General features: G+C 49.4%; 21 protein-coding genes and 1 tRNA gene. 8 read left to right on the top strand and 14 right to left on the bottom strand.

The window, feature by feature from the left end:
- Nucleotides 1-296: 296 nt before the first annotated feature.
- The 4 genes from C3D30_RS18870 to C3D30_RS18890 all read right to left on the bottom strand — a co-directional run bounded on the left by C3D30_RS18870 (nucleotide 297) and on the right by C3D30_RS18890 (nucleotide 4,627).
- A tRNA-Pro gene (locus C3D30_RS18870) sits at nucleotides 297-373 on the bottom strand.
- Nucleotides 374-464: 91 nt separating this feature from the next.
- Nucleotides 465-2,156 carry a kdo(2)-lipid A phosphoethanolamine 7''-transferase gene (eptB, locus tag C3D30_RS18875; RefSeq protein ID WP_001269271.1) on the bottom strand — a complete coding sequence of 564 codons (1,692 nt, stop codon included), beginning with the start codon at nucleotides 2,154-2,156 and terminating at the stop codon, nucleotides 465-467.
- 341 nt (nucleotides 2,157-2,497) lie between these two features.
- Entirely contained in the window at nucleotides 2,498-3,700 is a 1,203-nt protein-coding gene (locus tag C3D30_RS18880; protein WP_000189032.1) for an L-lactate MFS transporter, read from the bottom strand.
- 228 nt (nucleotides 3,701-3,928) lie between these two features.
- Entirely contained in the window at nucleotides 3,929-4,627 is a 699-nt protein-coding gene (locus C3D30_RS18890) for an autotransporter outer membrane beta-barrel domain-containing protein (RefSeq protein WP_000584409.1), read from the bottom strand.
- A gap of 157 nt (nucleotides 4,628-4,784) precedes the next feature.
- Between C3D30_RS18890 and tag the strand changes: the two genes are divergently transcribed.
- Both tag and C3D30_RS18900 read left to right on the top strand, forming a co-directional pair.
- On the top strand, nucleotides 4,785-5,348 hold the full coding sequence (gene tag, locus C3D30_RS18895; protein ID WP_105287278.1) for a DNA-3-methyladenine glycosylase I: 564 nt from the start codon (nucleotides 4,785-4,787) through the stop codon (nucleotides 5,346-5,348).
- Nucleotides 5,345-5,785: an N-acetyltransferase gene (locus C3D30_RS18900; protein WP_000617463.1), complete on the top strand. Its 441-nt coding sequence runs from the start codon at nucleotides 5,345-5,347 to the stop codon at nucleotides 5,783-5,785. The genes tag and C3D30_RS18900 overlap by 4 nt, the downstream gene beginning before the upstream one ends.
- Here the strand turns inward: C3D30_RS18900 and bisC are convergent.
- Nucleotides 5,754-8,087, bottom strand: coding sequence for a biotin sulfoxide reductase (gene bisC / locus C3D30_RS18905; protein ID WP_105287256.1), 2,334 nt, complete (start codon nucleotides 8,085-8,087; stop codon nucleotides 5,754-5,756). The two genes, C3D30_RS18900 and bisC, sit on opposite strands and share 32 nt — an antisense overlap.
- Nucleotides 8,088-8,239: 152 nt before the next feature.
- Between bisC and C3D30_RS18910 the strand changes: the two genes are divergently transcribed.
- A complete protein-coding gene (locus tag C3D30_RS18910) occupies nucleotides 8,240-8,899 on the top strand; it encodes an OmpA family lipoprotein (RefSeq protein WP_047081495.1) in 660 nt (219 codons plus the stop codon).
- Between the two features lie 103 nt (nucleotides 8,900-9,002).
- Nucleotides 9,003-9,977 carry a glyoxylate/hydroxypyruvate reductase GhrB gene (gene ghrB / locus C3D30_RS18915; RefSeq protein ID WP_000805002.1) on the top strand — a complete coding sequence of 325 codons (975 nt, stop codon included), beginning with the start codon at nucleotides 9,003-9,005 and terminating at the stop codon, nucleotides 9,975-9,977.
- A gap of 49 nt (nucleotides 9,978-10,026) precedes the next feature.
- On the opposite strand, the gene C3D30_RS18920 is transcribed toward ghrB, so the two are convergent.
- A complete protein-coding gene (locus C3D30_RS18920; protein ID WP_000190517.1) occupies nucleotides 10,027-10,737 on the bottom strand; it encodes a DUF3053 domain-containing protein in 711 nt (236 codons plus the stop codon).
- A 431-nt stretch (nucleotides 10,738-11,168) separates the two neighbouring features.
- Between C3D30_RS18920 and C3D30_RS18925 the strand changes: the two genes are divergently transcribed.
- Together C3D30_RS18925 and cspE are read left to right on the top strand one after the other, a co-directional pair.
- Nucleotides 11,169-11,459 carry an HTH-type transcriptional regulator gene (locus C3D30_RS18925; protein ID WP_010344962.1) on the top strand — a complete coding sequence of 97 codons (291 nt, stop codon included), beginning with the start codon at nucleotides 11,169-11,171 and terminating at the stop codon, nucleotides 11,457-11,459.
- A gap of 280 nt (nucleotides 11,460-11,739) precedes the next feature.
- Nucleotides 11,740-11,952: a transcription antiterminator/RNA stability regulator CspE gene (cspE, locus tag C3D30_RS18930; RefSeq protein ID WP_000014594.1), complete on the top strand. Its 213-nt coding sequence runs from the start codon at nucleotides 11,740-11,742 to the stop codon at nucleotides 11,950-11,952.
- A 52-nt stretch (nucleotides 11,953-12,004) separates the two neighbouring features.
- On the opposite strand, the gene yidD is transcribed toward cspE, so the two are convergent.
- Nucleotides 12,005-12,397: a membrane protein insertion efficiency factor YidD gene (gene yidD, locus C3D30_RS18935; RefSeq protein WP_016160038.1), complete on the bottom strand. Its 393-nt coding sequence runs from the start codon at nucleotides 12,395-12,397 to the stop codon at nucleotides 12,005-12,007.
- A 112-nt stretch (nucleotides 12,398-12,509) separates the two neighbouring features.
- On the opposite strand from yidD, the gene C3D30_RS20680 reads away from it, so the two are divergent.
- Nucleotides 12,510-12,581: a hypothetical protein gene (locus tag C3D30_RS20680; RefSeq protein WP_212735822.1), complete on the top strand. Its 72-nt coding sequence runs from the start codon at nucleotides 12,510-12,512 to the stop codon at nucleotides 12,579-12,581.
- Here the strand turns inward: C3D30_RS20680 and hokA are convergent.
- The 4 genes from hokA to C3D30_RS18955 all read right to left on the bottom strand — a co-directional run bounded on the left by hokA (nucleotide 12,558) and on the right by C3D30_RS18955 (nucleotide 16,417).
- On the bottom strand, nucleotides 12,558-12,710 hold the full coding sequence (gene hokA, locus C3D30_RS18940; RefSeq protein WP_001135745.1) for a type I toxin-antitoxin system toxin HokA: 153 nt from the start codon (nucleotides 12,708-12,710) through the stop codon (nucleotides 12,558-12,560). The two genes, C3D30_RS20680 and hokA, sit on opposite strands and share 24 nt — an antisense overlap.
- 322 nt (nucleotides 12,711-13,032) lie before the next feature.
- Nucleotides 13,033-15,102 carry a glycine--tRNA ligase subunit beta gene (glyS, locus tag C3D30_RS18945; RefSeq protein WP_105287257.1) on the bottom strand — a complete coding sequence of 690 codons (2,070 nt, stop codon included), beginning with the start codon at nucleotides 15,100-15,102 and terminating at the stop codon, nucleotides 13,033-13,035.
- Between the two features lie 9 nt (nucleotides 15,103-15,111).
- Nucleotides 15,112-16,023, bottom strand: coding sequence for a glycine--tRNA ligase subunit alpha (gene glyQ, locus C3D30_RS18950; RefSeq protein ID WP_001168544.1), 912 nt, complete (start codon nucleotides 16,021-16,023; stop codon nucleotides 15,112-15,114).
- A gap of 94 nt (nucleotides 16,024-16,117) precedes the next feature.
- Entirely contained in the window at nucleotides 16,118-16,417 is a 300-nt protein-coding gene (locus C3D30_RS18955) for a YsaB family lipoprotein (RefSeq protein ID WP_105287258.1), read from the bottom strand.
- A 174-nt stretch (nucleotides 16,418-16,591) separates the two neighbouring features.
- On the opposite strand from C3D30_RS18955, the gene C3D30_RS18960 reads away from it, so the two are divergent.
- Entirely contained in the window at nucleotides 16,592-17,587 is a 996-nt protein-coding gene (locus C3D30_RS18960) for an acyltransferase (RefSeq protein WP_021550003.1), read from the top strand.
- Nucleotides 17,588-17,628: 41 nt separating this feature from the next.
- Here C3D30_RS18960 and yiaA read toward each other — a convergent pair whose 3' ends face one another.
- From yiaA to xylB, 3 genes are all read right to left on the bottom strand, one after another.
- Nucleotides 17,629-18,066 carry an inner membrane protein YiaA gene (yiaA, locus tag C3D30_RS18965; RefSeq protein WP_010349690.1) on the bottom strand — a complete coding sequence of 146 codons (438 nt, stop codon included), beginning with the start codon at nucleotides 18,064-18,066 and terminating at the stop codon, nucleotides 17,629-17,631.
- A 45-nt stretch (nucleotides 18,067-18,111) separates the two neighbouring features.
- Complete coding sequence (yiaB, locus tag C3D30_RS18970; RefSeq protein ID WP_010355159.1) at nucleotides 18,112-18,453, bottom strand: inner membrane protein YiaB; 342 nt, start codon at nucleotides 18,451-18,453, stop codon at nucleotides 18,112-18,114.
- Between the two features lie 167 nt (nucleotides 18,454-18,620).
- Complete coding sequence (xylB, locus tag C3D30_RS18975; protein ID WP_105287259.1) at nucleotides 18,621-20,075, bottom strand: xylulokinase; 1,455 nt, start codon at nucleotides 20,073-20,075, stop codon at nucleotides 18,621-18,623.
- Nucleotides 20,076-20,135: the final 60 nt, after the last annotated feature.

Here is a 20,135-nt window from a genome sequence, read left to right on the forward strand (position 1 = left end):
GGCGCAAATTTGGCAGGGAAATGTGTGGTGTGTAGGTTGGATAAAGCGGTCGCGCCGCATCCGACAATGGGCCGGCACATTTGCCTGATGCGACGCTGGCGCGTCTTATCAGGCCTACCGGAAGAGATGCAATTTATTGAATTAGTACAACCCTGTAGGTCGGATAAGGCGTTCACGCCGCATCCGACAATGGGCTGGCACATTTGTCTGATGCGACGCTGCTGCGTCTTATCAGGCCTGGGTTCGAGCGGGCACAGATGCAAAAAAGCCTGCTCGTTAAGCAGGCTTTTCGAATTTGGTCGGTGATAGAGGATTCGAACCTCCGACCCCTTCGTCCCGAACGAAGTGCGCTACCAGGCTGCGCCAATCACCGAATGCGGGGCGCATCTTACTGCGCAGATACGCCCTCGTCAATCCCTTAATAGCAAAATGCCTTTTGATCGGCGAGAAAGTCAGCAGGCCGTTTAGTTAGCCACAACGGTCTTCGCTTGCGGGATGTGACACCAGTTGTTGTTTTCGTTAATTCCACCATCCGGTGAAGTATAGCCGAGACAGCCCATGATGGTGTCGTACAGCTCTACGTGACGGCGCGGTACTTTCATATCGGCTTCTTTTTTCAACTGCGCGAATGCCTGCGCATTGGCCGGATTTTCCAGATATTTATCTGACATCCAGACCATCATCGGTACGCGGAACTGCTCCGGTGGTGCATATTCGCGTGGTGTACCATGCAAGTGCTCACGCTCGTTAATCGACTCACCGTGATCCGCTGCATAGAAAATAATGGCCTTCTTATCGCGGAATCTGTCGATCACCGAGTCGATAAAATGATCTACGTAGGTAATGGAGTTATCGTATGAGTTAATCATCGGCGCTCTTGGACATTTGCGATCAATTGCATAACACTCTGGCTTCCACTGGGCAAACTCACGTGGATAACGCTGAGTATAGTTGTAGTGCGACCCTTTGGTATGCAGCACAATCAGATGCTTACCTTCTGGTTTTTTCTCCAGAGAACGTTCAATTTCATTAACCAGCAACATGTCGTCTACCGCTTTCCCACGGTTACGTGGCTCAGCCGCGATTTGCTCACGGTAGGCAATGTTGTCAGCCATGGTATTGCTGTAGAACCACATCTCGCTCTGCATGGCGTACAAATCAGAGCTAAAACCCAACTGCTTGAGAACCGCAAATACGTTCTGCTCTTTGAGCGTACGTTGAGGGTTATCTTCCGTTCCGCCCTCACGAACAAACATACAGCGTAGTGATAATTTAGTCGCGGTATCGCAAGAATAACCACGGTACATCACCAGATTTTTCTCTTTCGCCAGCTTCGGCGTGGTATCACGCTCGTAACCCAGCATCCCCATATGATCCCAACGCGTGGTTTCACCAATAATGAAAATCACATAGGTGTCGTCGAGATTTTGCGTCGGGGTATAGGTGAATTTTTTCGCCGGATTCATCAACGAACGATTGTCAGAAGATTCATCCACTTGCGCCCAGGCGTACAGACCCAGCGCAGAAAGCCAGTTCGAGGGTAAATAAGAGTTCGCCAGCACCCCGCCATAACTTGGCATATCCACCCCAGCCATGCGGTCTGCACGCTTTTGTGCTACATCCATAAGACGGATTGGGCCCCATACCAGCAAGCCCGCTAACAGCACAGTAAGCGCGCTACGCCAGCGTGTTTTCGGGGTACAAAGCTGACGCCAGAAGGTGTCTTGTGAGCGGTTCATCCAGATAAAGAGCAACGGGATAATACTCACCAGTACAACCCATGCGATAAGTGTCCAGCCAACCACTTCTTTCGACAGGTCGATGTCGGTGGTCATCACCGAAGCGACAATCCCGTAGCCAATCATGACGTTCATAAATGTCATGTAGTAACTGGCTCCGGCAGAAATCAGCACCAGCAATGAAGCCAGCACTTTCCAGGCCGTTCTGCCAAAGAGTGAAATTAAGCGTAAAAAGAAGAAGGTTGCCAGAACCGTCCCTGCCAGTTCGATAACCGCCGAGACACCATTAAGAAAAGTGAAGTTATGCGCGTAACCATCAAACCGACGGAAATAGACTGCGCAATTCATAAACAAACCAATATAGACAGCGAGCAAAAAGCTTAGCTTTTGCTGCGTTATCGTTTTGATATATCTCATGCAAACAAACCCTGGAAAAACAGGTGATAACACCCTGCATAATGGCCTTTCAAGCCAGGCAAGGGAAAAGTGCGAAGGTCGTCAGATAAGGAAAATCTGCACACGCTGATAAGTAGACCACAGCAAAGGGAAAAAGTGTGGGGAAAGAGTGTGCGTGAAGCACAAATTTACAAAAATACAAGTATGAAAGGAGACTTTCATTAATTGAACACTTAAAAGGGCCAGCTAACTGGCCCCGACTTTATCAATGACTCATCCTGAATTGTTTTGATACATTGGCTCATTCACGGTGAAAAATGTGCCACTCTATCTCAGGACGAGACTGAAACCAGTCGCCAAACTTAACCATGCACCTCACGAAACGCCCTGAGCCCTGGTTGGCGAATGGTCGTAGAGAGCGCCAGTGACAGAATCAACAGGGCGAAAATCACGTAGAAGGTCACATAGAAACCGCCAAACAGTGAGGCAATAATCGAGCCGCAAATACTACCAATACCGAAACCGAGGTAAATTACACCGTAGTTTTTCGCCAGATTATTAAGTCCAAAGAACTCGCTGACCAGTGACGGGAACACCGTGATTGTACCGCCGAAGTTAAAGGCCACGCAGGCAATCGCTGCGAAGAACGTTAACGCATTGAGTGGAGCAAACAGTAGTGCCGCCATGCCCACCAGCGAAACTACCTGTCCAATGGTGATGACCCGAATACGAGCAATTTTGTCAGACAGAATACCCAACACCAGACGACCAGAAAGGTTAGCAATAGAAATAACCGTCACTGCATTGGCTGCGGAAATTGCATCAAGATGCGCCAGACTCTGGGCGATATCTTTCGCCACCCCAATTACATACAGACCGCTCATGCAGGCAGTCAGGAACATCACCGCTAACATCCAGTATTGTGGTTTTCGCATCGACTCTGCCAGAGTGAAATCATTTTCCACCACACCATTATGGGTTTTGACTTCCTGTTTCGGCGCATCTTTCATTAAGGTCGCACCAAAAACAATCATCACCAGCGCAATCGCACCCCAAATTATAAAGGTTTTTTCCAGACCGACCGTTTCCAGCAGTTGCGTGTCGATAAATTTGAAACCCAGGCTACCCAGGCCATAGGAACCAATGGCGAATGCGGAGATCAAACCTTTACGTTCCGGGAACCACTTCACGCAGTTAGAGAGCGTCAGCAAGTAACCCGCGCCATCTGCCAGACCGACCAGCACACCGGCACTCAGCCACAGCATCATCAGGTTGTTGGAATGCGCGGTCAGGAAGAAGCCTAATCCCAGCAAAATACCGGAAGCCATAGTGACGCGTTTAACGCCAAAACGTTCCTGTAATTTTCCCGCGACAGAAGAAGAAATTGCCAGTCCCAGACTCAACAGGCCAAAAGAAAATGCCACCTGGCTTACCGGTGCATCTAGTTTGGCGGAAAGTGCACCGTTAAACAGGCTCCAGGTATAAACCGAACCCAGGGCAAACTGGGTAATAATAGTACCGATAAGCGTCAGCCAGCGCGTACGTTGATAGTTGGAAGGTGTCATGGCAGTGTTCCTGCATTAATAAAAAGGAAAGGTCTCTGCCGACAACCATATCGAAGTGCACTTTATGCCAGGGGAAAAACGGCATGAAATGCCATCAGAACGGAATGAAATGCCTTAGTTCAGGAATGAATGACGTGACAAATATTCACCGCAATAATAATTATGTCAGTTAGTACCCACTATCAGCACAATGATTGTTATACACGGCCTTGAATTGTAAATGACAAGTTAAAATCTGGCGCTAACGCCCATGCTATACAAATAATCATTATTATTGTTGCTGTTTTCTGCCTGAGATAACGCGGCATAAGCGGCAATATTTGGATTAAGCAACATATCGGCTCCCACCGTCACATCAAGCCAGTTGCCGTTCTGATTTGTCGCCGTCATGCGGCTCAGGCCTGATTGAGCCTTCCAGATATTCTCGCCAAATTGCTGGTTATAGCTGATTTGCGCCCAGGGACGAAAATCACCAAGCCGGGAATCAACACGCCAGCCTAATGTACTGACGCTGGCATGCCATAACGGATCGGTCAATGTTGCAGTGCTGTCGCCAAACTCGTTATACATCGAATTGGTCGTACCATCATAATGCAATGCGGCGACTGGGCCTGTTGTAACATGTTCATATAAAGGGAAATTCCAGCCCATACTCATACTGCTGGTCACATCCACAGGCGTATCCTCCGCCAGATTGACTTCCAGTCCCAGCGCCCTTTGGCTACTTTGAATACGTTGCGACAAAATATCATTGTAATCAGGTTGGTGATCGCTATCCCAGGTATAACGCTCCGTAGTATGCCCAGGCTGCGTATCAACGATATATTCTTGTTGCCAGGCATAAGCTGTGTTGAGAAAAAGAGAACTGGTTACAACGCTCGCCAGCAAACTTAACGTCCAGTGGCCACCGCATTTTTTTATGATCATTAACACGACTCCAGGAAAGAGCCGAATTCGGCGATATTATTGTCATTGTATGAAGGATATCGGGCATATTAGCCCTGTATTAAATATTGACTTTTTCACCGATGCGTCAAGAAAAGCAGGTGAAATTTTTACGACCGGGTATATAACGAGGGAAAGTATGGAACGTTGCGGCTGGGTGAGTCAGGATCCACTTTATATTGCCTACCACGATAATGAGTGGGGCGTGCCTGAAACCGACAGTAAAAAACTGTTCGAAATGATCTGCCTTGAAGGACAACAGGCTGGGTTATCCTGGATTACCGTCCTCAAAAAACGTGAAAATTATCGAGCTTGTTTTCATCAATTTGATCCCGTCAAGGTTGCGGCAATGCAGGAATACGATATCGAAAGACTGGTACAGGATGCCGGGATTATTCGCCATCGTGGAAAAATCCAGGCCATTATCGGCAATGCGCGCGCTTACCTGCAAATGGAGCAAAACGGCGAACCGTTTGCCGACTTTGTCTGGTCGTTCGTAAACCACCAGCCACAAGTGACACAAGCCAGAACATTGAGCGAAATCCCTACTTCAACGCCCGCCTCCGACGCGCTCTCCAAGGCTCTGAAAAAACGCGGCTTTAAGTTTGTTGGCTCGACGATTTGTTACTCCTTTATGCAGGCATGTGGGCTGGTGAATGATCATGTGGTTAGCTGCTGTTGCCATCCGGAGAACAAAACATGATTCGGGAAGCGCAACGTTCGGAACTGCCCGCGATTCTGGAGTTATGGCTGGAAAGCACAAGCTGGGGACATCCCTTTATAGAAACAAGCTATTGGCGTGACTGCATTCCGCTGGTACGTGATGCATATCTTGCCAACGCCCAAAACTGGGTGTGGGAAGACGATGGTGAATTTCTCGGTTTTGTCAGCATTATGGAGGGACGATTTCTGGCAGCAATGTTCGTTGCACCGAAGGCCATCAGGCGCGGTATCGGTAAGGCGCTGATGCAATATGTACAGCAGCGCCATCCCCATTTGTTGCTGGAGGTTTATCAAAAAAACCAACCGGCGCTAGATTTTTACCATGCGCAGGGGTTTCATATTGTCGACTGCGCATGGCAGGAGGAAACCCAACTCCCTACCTGGATTATGGATTGGCAGGCGGATCAAACGCCGTAAGCGACAGCTCCGGGCCATTATATTTTTCCAGCCACGCCAGCGCCGTGTTACCCGCACAGCCATTCCCCAGCCGCGAGCTGGGAAGGTCTTTAGTTAGCACGTTAACCGCACCATTTTTACAAATGGCGCCAGCAGATAAATCCAGATCTGGCCATGCACCTTCGTGAATACAAATCACGCCTGGCTTAATACCTTCGCTAATGACTGCTCCGGCAAGGATTTGCCCGCGCGAGTTCCACACCCGAACTGTATCGCCATCTTGTATGCCGCGCGCCCGCGCATCCTCTGGGTGAATGGTGACAGGTTCACGATTTGCCACCGCATACAATTCGCGTAGAGAACTATAATTCAGCTGACTGTGCAGACGATGTGCCGGGTGAGCAGAAAGTATCTGCAACTGTTCCGGTTCGGCATTGCCCTGCCACTCATCCGGCTCCAGCCACGTTGGATGTCCCGGACAATCCCGGTAACCATAATCCGCAATGCGCTGCGAGAATATTTCAATCTTGCCGCTGGCGGTTTTTAACGGATGAGCCTGCGGATCGCGGCAGAAATCGGCGAAGCGAATAAACCGCTCACTGTCTGGGTTTTCCGGCATCTCAATTAATTGGTTGGCTTCCCAAAATTCATCAAATGGCGGCAATTGTACCTGCTGACTTGCCCCACGCTGCCGGGCGACGTTATAAAACGTTTCCAGCCATTGCAGCTCACTTTTTCCTTCCGTAAATCGCGCATAACCGCCCTTTTCCCACCGTTCGCTTAATTCAGCAAAAACATCAAAATCATTACGTGCTTCATCACGCGGTGGCACCACTTGTTTCATCGGCACCAGATGCTGATTGCTGTAATCTCCGGTCATAGTGAGATCATTACGCTCAAACGAGGTGGTTGCAGGGAGGACAATATCGGCGTGTTTCGCCGCCGCCGTCCAGAAGCATTCAGATATCACCACCAGCTCTGGTTTTTGCCAGGCGCGGATCAGGCGATTAGTATCCTGATGATGAGTAAAGTTGGCGCCGCCCGCCCACCAGATAAAACGAATATCCGGAAAATGTCGGTTCATGCCGTTGTGTTGATATGCGCCACCGGGGTTTTCTAATGCTTCAACGATACGGGCAACGGGGATTTTATCTACTGCATCGGTACCGCCAGGCAAACTACTCTGCATGGAAGAGAGCACCGCAGCGCGGCGGGTCGGATTGCCGCCATTAGCAAAATGGTAAGAAAGGCCAAAACCGCCACCGGGTGTGCCGATTTGCCCCAACATTGCCGCCAGCGTGACGATCATCCAGTGTTTTTGCTCACCAAACTGCTGGCGCTGCATTCCCCATCCCGCCATCAGCATCGTAGTGTTTTGGTGGAAAATAGCCGCCAGCTCGCGAATTTTCTCCGCTGAAATGCCGCAAATCTCCGCCGCCCATTCGGCGGTTTTCGCTATTCCGTCGTTCTCACCCAGCAAATAAGAAGCGAAGATGTCATAACCCGTGGTGCAACGCGCCAGAAACGCCTCGTCGTGCCAGCCATTTTCCACCAGCGTATGGGCGATCCCCAGCATTAGCGCCACATCGGTGCCCATATGTGGCGCTATCCACTCCATTTTATCGCCAAAGAAATCGACGGTTTCCGATCGCATTGGATCAATGCAGATCAGCTTTTTCCCGCTATCACGCAATGCGGAAAAATAAGAAAGTCCCTGCTCATCAGACGCATTCCACGCAATTTTCAGCGTATTTAGAGGGTTAGCACTCCACAGCACCACCACATCGCTATGTTGCAGCACCAGCGGCCAGCTGGTCTGCTGCTGATAGACTTCGCTACCCCCCACGACATACGGCATGATCGCCTGTGCCGCGCCGGTCGAATAATCCCCCAGATGTCCGGTATAACCGCCTGCCAGCGCCATATAGCGTTGTAATAAAGTTGACGCTTTATGCAATACACCGTTTGAACGCCAGCCGTAGGAACCAGCAAAAATCGACGCTGGTCCATAAGCATCACGAATACGTTTATGTTGGTGGTGGATGAGCTCCAGCGCCTCATCCCAACTCACGCGAACAAATTCATCCTGCCCACGAATGCCTTGCGGGGTTTCTGGAGACGCGAGAAAGCCTTTGCGCACCATTGGAAATCGCACCCGCGTATTGCTGTGAACCTGGTCGCGAACCGCGCTCTGCAAGGAGTTTTCCAGCTCTGTTGCTAACGCGCCACGCGAGCTAAACACGGTTTCGCCGTCGGTTTCAACCAGCATGGGTCCCCAGTGGGCGGCAGTAAGAACGGAATAACGTGAGGATGAATTGGCCAAACCGAAGGCTCCTGAAAGGTTAGATGTATTGAGCAGTTAAATATTACTTACAAATTTCCGAGTATTCCCAGGAATAATCTTCATGTTCACACGGCATAATCTCCCGCCACGGCACCCGTGAACAAGAATAAAAAGGTTATTAAGGATTAACAATGAAGAAACGTGTTTATCTTATTGCTGCCGTCGTGAGCGGCGCTCTGGCGGTATCTGGCTGTACAACTAACCCTTACACCGGCGAACGTGAAGCAGGTAAATCTGCTATCGGTGCAGGTCTGGGCTCTCTCGTTGGCGCGGGTATTGGCGCACTCTCTTCTTCGAAGAAAGATCGCGGTAAAGGTGCGCTTATTGGCGCAGCCGCTGGCGCGGCCCTGGGCGGCGGCGTTGGTTATTACATGGATGTGCAGGAAGCGAAGCTGCGTGACAAAATGCGCGGCACCGGCGTTAGCGTAACCCGCAGCGGGGACAACATTATCCTTAACATGCCGAACAATGTGACCTTTGACAGCAGCAGCGCAACTCTGAAACCGGCTGGTGCTAACACGCTGACTGGCGTGGCAATGGTGCTGAAAGAGTATCCGAAAACAGCGGTTAACGTGATTGGTTACACCGACAGCACGGGTGGTCACGACCTGAACATGCGTCTCTCCCAGCAGCGTGCGGATTCCGTTGCCAGCGCGTTGATCACCCAGGACGTGGACGCCAGCCGCATCCGTACTCAGGGTCTTGGCCCGGCTAATCCGATCGCCAGCAACAGCACCGCAGAAGGAAAAGCGCAAAACCGCCGCGTAGAAATCACTTTAAGCCCGCTCTAATCCCTTTCATGCCGGGTGATGCAGAAATCACCTGGCATTCTTCAGTTTTCCTTCATCATGTTTCAGGCTAAGGTGATCGCCTTATCAGTGAATGGAGAGAAGAATGAAGCCGTCCGTTATCCTCTACAAAGCCTTACCTGATGATCTACTGCAACGCCTGCAAGAGCATTTCACCGTTCACCAGGTAGCAAACCTCAATCCACAAACCATCGAACAAAACGCGGCGATTTTTGCCGAAGCTGAAGGTTTACTGGGTTCAAACGAGAATGTTGATGCCGCATTGCTGGAAAAGATGCCAAAACTGCGTGCCACATCAACTATCTCCGTCGGCTATGACAATTTCGATGTCGACGCGCTTAACGCCCGAAAAATCCTGCTGATGCATACGCCAACCGTATTAACAGAAACCGTCGCCGATACGCTGATGGCGCTGGTGTTATCTACCGCTCGCCGGGTTGTGGAGGTAGCAGAACGCGTAAAAGCAGGTGAATGGACCGCCAATATCGGCCCGGACTGGTACGGCATTGATGTTCACCATAAAACACTGGGCATTGTCGGGATGGGACGGATCGGCATGGCGCTGGCACAGCGCGCGCATTTTGGCTTCAACATGCCAATTCTCTATAACGCTCGCCGCCACCATAAAGAAGCAGAAGAACGCTTTAACGCCCGCTACTGCGATCTGGATACGCTGTTACAAGAATCAGATTTCGTTTGCCTGATCCTGCCGCTAACTGAAGAAACTCATCACCTGTTTGGCGCGGAACAATTCGCCAAAATGAAATCCTCCGCTATTTTCATTAATGCAGGGCGTGGCCCGGTAGTTGACGAAAATGCGCTGATTGCAGCGTTGCAGAAAGGGGAAATTCACGCCGCTGGTCTGGATGTCTTCGAACAAGAGCCATTGCCAGTAGATTCGCCGTTGCTCTCAATGGCAAATGTCGTTGCAGTACCGCATATTGGTTCAGCCACTCATGAGACGCGTTATGGCATGGCTGCCTGTGCCGTGGATAATTTGATTAATGCGTTGCAGGGGAAGGTTGAGAAGAACTGTGTGAATCCGCACGTCGCGGACTAAGCCGCGACTGCGTGGAGTAAAGCCCGATAATCGCTCGGGCTTTTACTCTTTATTGGGTTGCAGTAACTGCCGTAGTCCAGGCCTGATTAAACGCCTGATGCTGTGCCGGTAATGGCGCAATCAGTTTGTTATATTCACTCGCCTGCTGTGAAGTCGGGAACTGGATGCCATTCGCGACAAAGCTCACCTGAGTACCTTGTTGAGCGATGTAGTCCCCCACCATCACCAGTTGCTGCGTAAACGTTTGAGCCGCCGGAATCAGCGGTTGCAACGCATCAGCTGGGGTCGTCACTACTTTAGTGAATGCCTGATCAAAGACCGGTTTCAGGTCATCGGTCTGTTTTAGCGCAGAGTGTGCGGCATCGGCCTGCAACTTCGCATTTTGCAATTGTTGCGCCAGTACGCCCAGAGATCCGTTCATTTCACGCAGTGGACCACTTTGCGTGACATAATCCTGTGGTACGCGAATCGCGTTAACGCTGTCTACAACCGGACGCAGACCGGAATCCATCGCCTGATTAACCTGTTGGGAATAGCCATACAGGATCGCGTAATCAGAGACAAAAGGACCAAACTGTTTTTTCTGATCGGCAGTCAGGGTTGGTAGACGTTCACCGCTACGCATCACTGTATTCTGCAGGAAGTCGATAAACGCTTTACGCTGATCGCCTTCTTTATCAAAACACCCACTCAGGCTAACTACCATTAATAACGCCGCAAGAGGCGCAAACCAGCGAGAGCAGGACTTTCCTGTCGCCATTTTCTTACTCCTTTCACCCAAAAAAAGCGCACAACGACACACGCGTGTCTGACGCTGACAAGGATAGTCCAGGACAGGCTTACAGGATACCCTTTATGCATAATCTTCCTGGGAAAATGATGTAGAAAATGAAGAAGAGTTAATTTGTTGTTTTATTGTTAAAAACAGGCATTACTATTGCGTTTTTGTGGCCAGCCCCTCCCTTCTCTTGGTAGCCAAATTTTCGGAATCTTTACAATCCCAGGACGCAACGAAATATATCGGCATTAATCATATTGTTAGGCGACTATAAGTCACGGCAACTTAGCAGCTGAATCGAATCATACTTAAATCACTCACGGGTTTCTCCCCGCTGTGTCTGCTTTTCCCGACTATTCTTAATGAGCTTCGATGAAATTCACGATCCCGCAGTGTGATTTGAGGAGTTTTCAATGGAATATAAAGATCCAATGCATGAGCTGTTGAGTAGCCTGGAACAAATTGTTTTTAAAGATGAAACGCAAAAGATTACCCTGACGCACAGAACAACGCCTTGTACCGAAATTGAGCAATTACGTAAAGGGACAGGGTTAAAAATTGATGATTTCGCCCGGGTTTTGGGCGTATCAGTAGCCATGGTGAAAGAATGGGAGTCCAGACGCGTAAAGCCTTCCAGTGCCGAACTAAAATTGATGCGCCTGATCCAGGCCAACCCAGCATTAAGTAAACAGTTGATGGAATAGACTTTTATCCACTGTATTGATGTTTACGGTCCTGATGACAGGACCGTTTTCCGACCAATTAATCATAAATATGGAAAATAATTGTTGCATCACCATTCAATGCGTGGCTTAATGCACATCAACGGTTTGACGTACAGACCATTAAAGCAGTGTAGTAAGGCAAGTCCCTTCAAGAGTTATCGTTGATACCCCTCGTAGTGCACATTCCTTTAACGCTTCAAAATCTGTAAAGCACGCCATATCGCCGAAAGGCACACTTAATTATTAAAGGTAATACACTATGTCCGGTAAAATGACTGGTATCGTAAAATGGTTCAACGCTGACAAAGGCTTCGGCTTCATCACTCCTGACGATGGCTCTAAAGACGTGTTCGTACACTTCTCTGCTATCCAGAACGATGGTTACAAATCTCTGGACGAAGGTCAGAAAGTGTCCTTCACCATCGAAAGCGGCGCTAAAGGCCCGGCAGCTGGTAACGTAACCAGCCTGTAATCTCTGCTTAAAAGCACAGAATCTAAGATCCCTGCCAATTGGCGGGGATTTTTTATTTGAAAAAACGCTTTAAATGTAGAGAAGAGCAGTCGCAGGAGCAATCCAGATCTGGCACAGGAATATTCGGACAAAAGTCCGGCATGTGGCAATCACGACAGACCGCACCATCACAGCCGGTACAATCACAATCATTATTCTTCTTTTTACGTATACTCTCACCCAGGCGTTGTTTCTGCCTGATTGTCTGTGCTGCAAGTCGGCAATCTGCAAAACGCTGACGTATCTCGCTCCACCCAGCAAGAACACCTTTCTGTTGAATAATATTTTTGACGGCACCAGAACATCCCTGCGTTTGGTACAACACACTGTAAGCACAGCGATATCCTTTACGAGGAGAAAGATGTCGTTGATAAAACATTATCAATAGTAAAAGCAGCTTATTCATGAATGCTCCGAGCCATTCCTGTTCCCGATGTAAAAACTGATCTAATAGCCAAATCCATTCGCTTTTATTTTAAATAACATTCATTAAACAGATAAATTTGGGTGCAATGAGAATGCGCAACGCCGTAAGAAAGGCGGGAATAATTTCCCGCCAGAGACTCTTACTTTTTCAAATTGCAGGCTAAAAATGCCGCCAGCTCATAACTCCCCTGTTTAATATGCAATTCACACAGTGAATCTCTTATCATCCAGGTGAATAATAAAAGCGTGAAACAAATCACTATTAAAGAAAGTAATCTATATTTCTGCGGCATTCCCAGCCTCCTGTGTTGATTTCCAACGAGTAAGAGGCTAACCTTATGGTGTCTATGCATAGAGGGGCCTCACTTTGATTTATAGTCAGGTGGGGCTTTTCTCTGTCTGCCTTTTGGTGAATACCTGAGACAAACAGTCTCAAGCACCCAGACTTATTTTAGCGTAATAACTCTTTTCCTCTCCTTAATAAATTCCGAAAAAAAATCTCATGAAATTAATATATGAGATAATTTTTATTCAGCAGAAGATTATTACAGGTAGCTGTATTATTTAGTGATAAAAAAAGTCTGCCATCTGGCAGACTTTTTAACAAAGGAGTTATTACTGCAGTAAAGAAATATCCGCAACGCGCAGGAATAATTCGCGCAGTTTTTCCAGCATGGTCAGGCGGTTGATACGCAGATCTTTATCATCAACCATAACCATTACTTTATCGAAGAAGGCATCAACCGGTTCACGCAGCTCAGCCAGCTCGACCAACGCATCCTGGTAACGACCTTCAGCGAAGTACGGCTCCAGCTTGTCGCGCAATACGACCACCTGCATCGCCAGTTTAATTTCTTCCGGCTCTTTCAGGGTGGAGGCATTCACGCGATCGCTCAGCACTTCGTCTGATTTCGCCAGAATGTTAGATACACGCTTGTTCGCCGCCGCCAGTGCTGCCGCTGCTTCCAGGGTACGGAAGTGCGATACTGCTTTCATACGCGCATCGAAATCAGCCGGACGAGTCGGACGACGCGCCAGTACCGCCTGGATGGTGTCGACGGTGTAACCTTCGTCCTGATACCAGGCGCGGAAGCGACCGAGCATAAAGTCGATAACGTCATCAACCACATTGGCGTTAGTCAGCTTATCACCGTACAAGCGCACCGCTTCTTCGGTCAGCGTTTGCAGATCAAGATTGAGGTTCTTCTCAACGATAATACGCAGCACGCCCAGCGCCGCACGACGCAGCGCAAACGGGTCTTTATCACCTTTCGGATGCTGACCAATACCGAAGATGCCCGCCAGGGTATCCATCTTGTCAGCAATCGCCAGTGCACAGGCTACCGGGTTAGACGGCAGGGAATCACCAGCAAAGCGCGGTTGATACTGCTCGTTCAGCGCCACCGCGACATCTTCCGCTTCACCATCATGACGCGCGTAGTGCATACCCATAACGCCCTGGGTGTCGGTGAACTCAAAGACCATGTTGGTCATCAGGTCACACTTGGACAGCAGCCCCGCACGAGTTGCGTGGTTAACGTCAGCGCCAATCTGTTCAGCGATCCAGCCAGCCAGAGCCTGAATGCGGTCAGTTTTATCGCGCAGTGTCCCCAACTGTTGCTGGAACAGTACGGTTTGCAGGCGCGGCAGGTTATCTTCCAGACGTTTTTTACGGTCGGTGTTGAAGAAGAACTCGGCATCCGCCAGACGCGGACGAACGACTTTCTCGTTACCGGAAATGATCTGCTGCGGATCTTTCGACTCAATGTTGGCAACGAAGATAAAGTTCGGCAGCAGTTTGCCGTCATTCGCATACACCGGGAAGTATTTCTGGTCACCTTTCATGGTATAAACCAGTGCTTCAGACGGTACAGCGAGGAATTTTTCTTCGAATTTCGCGGTCAGAACAACCGGCCATTCAACCAGCGAAGCCACTTCTTCCAGCAGGCTTTCGCTTAAGTCAGCATTACCACCAATCTTACGCGCCGCTTCTTCAGCATCGGCTTTAATCTTCGCTTTACGCTCTTCGTAATCGGCAATGACTTTACCGCGCTCACGCAGAATTTCCGGATACTGATCGGCATTGTCGATGGTAATTTCCGGCTCACCCATAAAGCGATGTCCGCGAATTACGCGATCGGACTGAATACCCAGAATAGTTGCCGGAATGACTTTATCGCCCAGCAGCAAAGTTACGGTGTGCACCGGACGCACAAAGTGCACGTCAGACGCGCCCCAGCGCATCAGTTTCGGGATCGGTAATTTCGCCAGCGAAGTGGCTACCATGTTCGGTACAAGCGCCTCGGTGCTTTCGCCTTTCACGTGAGCGCGATACAGCAACCATTCACCTTTGTCAGTAGTCAGACGCTCAGCCTGGTCAACGGAGATCCCGCAGCCACGCGCCCAGCCTTCTGCTGCTTTACTCGGTTTGCCTTCGGCGTCGAAAGCCTGGGCAATCGCCGGGCCGCGTTTTTCGATTTCACGATCCGGTTGCGCTTCCGCCAGGTTAGCTACTTTCAGCGCCAGACGACGCGGAGCAGCAAACCATTGAACGGTGCCATGAGCGAGGCCAGCGTTATCCAGCTCCGCAGTAAAGTTCGCAGCAAAGGACTCAGCCAGGCTGCGCAGTGCTTTTGGTGGCAGCTCTTCAGTGCCGATTTCCACCAGAAAAGTTTTCTCAGACATAGCCGCCTCTTACTTATCTTTGTTGCACATCGGGAAGCCGAGGGCTTCACGGGAAGCGTAGTATGCTTCTGCCACTGCTTTGGTCAGGGTGCGAATGCGCAAAATATAACGCTGACGCTCGGTGACGGAGATAGCTTTACGCGCATCCAGCAGGTTGAAGCTGTGGGCGGCTTTCAGAATACGCTCGTAGGCAGGCAGCGGCAGCGGATTTTCCAGTGCCAGTAGCTGCTGCGCTTCTTTCTCGTACTGCTCGAAGCAGGTGAACAGGAAGTCCACGTCCGCGTATTCGAAGTTATAAGTGGACTGCTCCACTTCGTTCTGATGGAACACGTCGCCATAAGTGGTTTTACCCAGCGGGCCGTCGCTCCAGACCAGGTCATAAACACTGTCTACGCCCTGAATGTACATCGCCAGACGTTCCAGACCATAGGTGATCTCGCCGGTAACCGGTTTACACTCCAGACCACCAACCTGCTGGAAGTAAGTGAACTGAGTCACTTCCATGCCGTTCAGCCACACTTCCCAGCCCAGACCCCAGGCACCCAGCGTCGGGTTTTCCCAGTTATCTTCCACGAAACGAATATCGTGGATAGTCGGATCCATGCCCAGCTCTTTCAGAGAACCGAGGTACAGCTCCTGGATATTGTCCGGCGATGGCTTAATCACCACCTGGAACTGATAGTAATGCTGTAAGCGGTTGGGGTTTTCGCCGTAGCGACCATCGGTCGGGCGACGAGAAGGCTGGACATAAGCAGCCGCCATCGGTTCTGGCCCCAGCGCGCGCAGACAGGTCATTGGGTGAGAGGTTCCCGCGCCGACTTCCATGTCCAATGGTTGAACAATGGTGCAGCCCTGGCGAGCCCAGTAATCCTGTAAGGTCAGGATCAAGCCCTGGAAGGTCCTGGTATCAAACTTTTGCATATTATTTCGTGCTGGATACGTGTGGATTTAAAGGAAGGGATCAGTATACCCGCTGGATGGAAGATATACAGTACGAAACGGGAAAAAGCAGGGCTTAACGCATGGAAAGATGCAAAAAATGGCCATCTGCGTCAAAAGAACAGACAAACTGCTCTTTCCGAAAGGTATAGCCGCGCATTTCGTAACTCCCCTGGAACTGTTCAAATGCGGTGACGTCGATTTTTTGCTCGCCGGTGTTATAACGTTTTGCTGCCTGATCCTTGCACAAGGCTTCCATATTCAACGAACGCAGAGGATCAACTTTTACCCGTTGTGCTTTCTGTACGGGTGGCGGTGTCGAGCATCCCACTAACACCATAAGCGCCATTGCCGGAAAGAAATAGTTCATCATCATTAAATTACCGTCTGGTTTGCAGGTGAGTCTTATTATTTATATCGGTATAGTGGCTGATATCTTACGAATTTTCTTAAGCCTCTATAAGCTGTAGTGATAAAACTCAGATTATTCCAGTGCGCCAACCGAATGATTTATCGGTCAGACTTTTTTTAACCAGATACAGAGACACAGATGCAGCCCAAAATTTACTGGATTGATAACCTGCGAGGGATAGCGTGTTTAATGGTGGTGATGATTCACACCACTACCTGGTATGTGACCAATGCCCATAGTGTTAGCCCCATCACCTGGGATATCGCGAATATTCTAAATTCTGCCTCTCGTGTCAGCGTACCCCTATTTTTCATGATTTCCGGCTATCTCTTTTTTGGCGAACGTAGCGCCCAGCTGCGTCATTTCTTACGTATCGGCTTATGCCTGCTGTTTTATAGCACTGTCGCACTGCTCTACATTGCACTGTTTACTTCCATCAATGTGGAGTTATCGCTGAAAAATCTGCTGCAAAAGCCGGTGTTTTATCACTTATGGTTTTTCTTCGCGATTGCGGTGATTTATCTGGTTTCGCCGCTGATTCAGGTAAAGCACGTCGGCGGTAAAATGTTGTTGGTGCTAATGGTGGTGATTGGCATCATCGCCAACCCAAACACTGTGCCACAGAAGATCGACGGTTTTGAATGGCTACCAATTAACTTATATATCAATGGCGATACCTTTTACTACATCCTGTATGGCATGTTGGGCCGCGCCATTGGGATGATGGACACGCAACATAAGCCACTGTCGTGGATGAGCGCCGCACTGTTTATAGCCGGGGTATTTATTATCTCTCGTGGGACATTATATGAATTACGGTGGCGCGGAAATTTTGCCGATACCTGGTATCTTTACTGTGGGCCGATGGTTTTTATCTGCGCAATTGCGTTACTGACTCTGGTAAAAAATACACTGGATACGCGTACTGTTAGCGGGCTTGGACTGATATCCCGTCATTCTCTGGGTATATACGGGTTCCACGCGTTGATTATCCATGCGCTGCGCACCAGTGGTATTGAGCTTAAAAGCTGGCCAATACTGGATATTATTTGGATCTTTTGCGCGACGCTGGCAGCAAGCTTGTTACTTTCTGTGCTGGTGCAACGAATCGATAAAAACAGATTAGTGAGTTAAGTAAAAACCCGGTCACACTGGGCTGACCGGGCTTACCTGGATTATTCGCTATATTCTTCCTGCGCAGCCATCGTTTCTTTTGGGGCGTTGATTCCGGCATCACGGATATTTTTCTGCACCGCTACTGCACCAAACAAGCTTAAAAAGAAGGCCAGACCATAAAAGCCTTTTTCACTGAGTAATAACGTTGCATTCCACAGACCTACCATCAGTAACGCGACAGAGATGATAAATACCACCAGGCAGGTCATATAATAAATAGATGTGGTAGGAATACCTTCATACTTATCCCGAACGGTCTTTTGATAGGAAGCTGCCGAAAACAGCCCTAACACCAATACGGCAAAATAATATCCCTTTTCATTTAACTGCATCTCTGCATTCCATAGCCCCAACAGATAGGTAACGATACCACCAGCAAGAGCTACCCATGACACAATACTGAATGCCGGAGAATAGGTTGATATTTTGTTTTCCATCACAGATTTCCTTTCATTCCTGAACTATTAAGAGCTTTATGGCGATCATGCCGAGCGAAACAAGCGCATTTGACCAAACAAGCAAACAAAAAAGGCAATCGGGTAGATCACCATTTCATAAGCGTTAATGGGTGCGTTTAAAACGCCGATAAACAAAAGGCCGATAGTGATTAACGCAACTAACTGGCAAATGCGAATAAAGAAATCATCCAGTTGCCCGAGTTTCTCTGCGCGCAGATAGGCATAGTTGCCAAAAGTCCCCGTCATTAACACGCCAAGAAAATAGCCTTTGCCACTTAACAATGGACATGAGATCCATAATCCAATCAGATAAACCAGCGCCCCGACCACAAATAATAGTTTTGCCACAGTCTTTGAGGTTTTCATAACGATCTCCGTATCTACCGGTGATACATTACGAGTAACCAACGAAAGACAAAACTGAAAAACACCATTAACAAATGATTTTCAGAATAAATCCATATAAAAAATTAATATATTCTAAATATATATAGATGGAGATTATCCCCCGCCACATAAGGCAGGGGGAAATATTATGCCATTAGCGGCAGAAGTTGCTGATAGAGACGACGGAACGTTTCACGCCGTGGCTGATAAGCAGCATAACGCTGCGCGTTCGGCAGATGCGACTGTTCTAAAGGAAGTTGCGGCAACAACTCAATGAGAGATTTAACTGGATTTACCGCAATCTGTGCCAGCCTTGCTGCGCCTAATGCTGGCCCCACATCCCCCCCCGTGCGGTAATCCAGTTGCTGACCGCTAATATCCGCCAGCATCTGACGCCAGTACTCGCTACGCGCTCCGCCACCAATCAGTGTAATGCTTTGCGGTTGAATGCCACAGGCATGTACGACATCCATGCCATCCGCCAACGCATACCCCACGCCTTCCAGTACCGCGCGTGCCAGTTCTGCGGGGCCGTGTTGATGGGTGAGGCCGAAGAAAACGCCCTTTGCCTGTGGATTATTGTGCGGCGTACGCTCGCCAGAAAGATAAGGCAAAAACCAGACAGGATCGACGCTCTCATCGGCCTGCTGGGCTGCGGCAATTAAAACAGGGACATCACTCAGACCGGTTAATTTCGTCGCCCAGTCCAGACACGACGCCGCACTCAACATCACAGACATTAAATGCCAACGCTGCGGCAATGCATGACAAAAGCTATGTACGGCACTTTCCGGCTTACTTAGGAAACCTTCGCTCACCGCAAAATAAACGCCTGAAGTCCCCAGCGATAACATTGCCTGGTTGGCATCAACCATACCCACACCAACCGCGCCAGCCGCATTATCGCCGCCGCCCGCAACAACCGGCACTGCATTCATTCCCCACGCTTTTGCAACCTCAGGTAGCAAAGTGCCGGTAATTTCGCTGCCTTCGTATAATGCTGGCATCTGATCTCGAGATAACTGGCAAGCCTCCAGCATAACATCACTCCAGTCACGCTTTGCGACATCCAGCCACATGGTGCCAGCTGCATCAGACATATCACTGGCGAATTCTCCAGTCATCCGCAGACGCAAATAATCTTTCGGCAATAATACTTTGTCTACCTGAAGGAATATCTCTGGCTCATTTCGCTGAATCCACAGCAATTTAGGCGCGGTAAATCCGGGCATCATCAGGTTGCCTGTAATATCCCGCGACTGCGGAACTCGCGCTTCCAGCAAAGCACACTCCTCCGCGCAGCGCCCGTCGTTCCACAAAATGGCGGGACGTAGCACCCGCTGCTGAGCATCAAGTAAAGTTGCACCATGCATTTGCCCGGCAATACCCAATGCTTTAACGTCTCGCAGAGAATGCTGTTCACCCAGAGTTTTCATCGCGCGACCAGTCGCCAGCCACCACTGTTCCGGATCTTGCTCCGACCAGAGTGGATGCGGACGCGAAACGGTTAGTTTTTCCGTTTGCGAAGCGACCACTTCACCTTGCTCGTTGAGCAAAATAACTTTTACGCCCGATGTGCCAAGATCTATCCCGATATACATAGCGATTGTTCCTTAAAAAAATGCCCGGTATCGCTACCGATAACCGGGCTTGCGGACTGC

The sequence above is a fragment of the Escherichia sp. MOD1-EC5433 genome (assembly GCF_002966005.1).
In the GTDB taxonomy this organism is placed as follows: domain Bacteria; phylum Pseudomonadota; class Gammaproteobacteria; order Enterobacterales; family Enterobacteriaceae; genus Escherichia; species Escherichia ruysiae.

Excerpts from the sequence above, each read along its gene's own strand:
- eptB (WP_001269271.1), bottom strand. The coding sequence starts at position 2,156 with ATGAGATATATCAAAACGATAACGCAGCAAAAGCTAAGCTTTTTGCTC.
- C3D30_RS18880 (WP_000189032.1), bottom strand. The coding sequence starts at position 3,700 with ATGACACCTTCCAACTATCAACGTACGCGCTGGCTGACGCTTATCGGT.
- C3D30_RS18890 (WP_000584409.1), bottom strand. The coding sequence starts at position 4,627 with ATGATCATAAAAAAATGCGGTGGCCACTGGACGTTAAGTTTGCTGGCG.
- tag (WP_105287278.1), top strand. The coding sequence starts at position 4,785 with ATGGAACGTTGCGGCTGGGTGAGTCAGGATCCACTTTATATTGCCTAC.
- C3D30_RS18900 (WP_000617463.1), top strand. The coding sequence starts at position 5,345 with ATGATTCGGGAAGCGCAACGTTCGGAACTGCCCGCGATTCTGGAGTTA.
- C3D30_RS18910 (WP_047081495.1), top strand. The coding sequence starts at position 8,240 with ATGAAGAAACGTGTTTATCTTATTGCTGCCGTCGTGAGCGGCGCTCTG.
- ghrB (WP_000805002.1), top strand. The coding sequence starts at position 9,003 with ATGAAGCCGTCCGTTATCCTCTACAAAGCCTTACCTGATGATCTACTG.
- C3D30_RS18920 (WP_000190517.1), bottom strand. The coding sequence starts at position 10,737 with ATGGCGACAGGAAAGTCCTGCTCTCGCTGGTTTGCGCCTCTTGCGGCG.
- C3D30_RS18925 (WP_010344962.1), top strand. The coding sequence starts at position 11,169 with ATGGAATATAAAGATCCAATGCATGAGCTGTTGAGTAGCCTGGAACAA.
- cspE (WP_000014594.1), top strand. The coding sequence starts at position 11,740 with ATGTCCGGTAAAATGACTGGTATCGTAAAATGGTTCAACGCTGACAAA.
- yidD (WP_016160038.1), bottom strand. The coding sequence starts at position 12,397 with ATGAATAAGCTGCTTTTACTATTGATAATGTTTTATCAACGACATCTT.
- hokA (WP_001135745.1), bottom strand. The coding sequence starts at position 12,710 with ATGCCGCAGAAATATAGATTACTTTCTTTAATAGTGATTTGTTTCACG.
- glyS (WP_105287257.1), bottom strand. The coding sequence starts at position 15,102 with ATGTCTGAGAAAACTTTTCTGGTGGAAATCGGCACTGAAGAGCTGCCA.
- glyQ (WP_001168544.1), bottom strand. The coding sequence starts at position 16,023 with ATGCAAAAGTTTGATACCAGGACCTTCCAGGGCTTGATCCTGACCTTA.
- C3D30_RS18955 (WP_105287258.1), bottom strand. The coding sequence starts at position 16,417 with ATGATGATGAACTATTTCTTTCCGGCAATGGCGCTTATGGTGTTAGTG.
- C3D30_RS18960 (WP_021550003.1), top strand. The coding sequence starts at position 16,592 with ATGCAGCCCAAAATTTACTGGATTGATAACCTGCGAGGGATAGCGTGT.
- yiaA (WP_010349690.1), bottom strand. The coding sequence starts at position 18,066 with ATGGAAAACAAAATATCAACCTATTCTCCGGCATTCAGTATTGTGTCA.
- yiaB (WP_010355159.1), bottom strand. The coding sequence starts at position 18,453 with ATGAAAACCTCAAAGACTGTGGCAAAACTATTATTTGTGGTCGGGGCG.
- xylB (WP_105287259.1), bottom strand. The coding sequence starts at position 20,075 with ATGTATATCGGGATAGATCTTGGCACATCGGGCGTAAAAGTTATTTTG.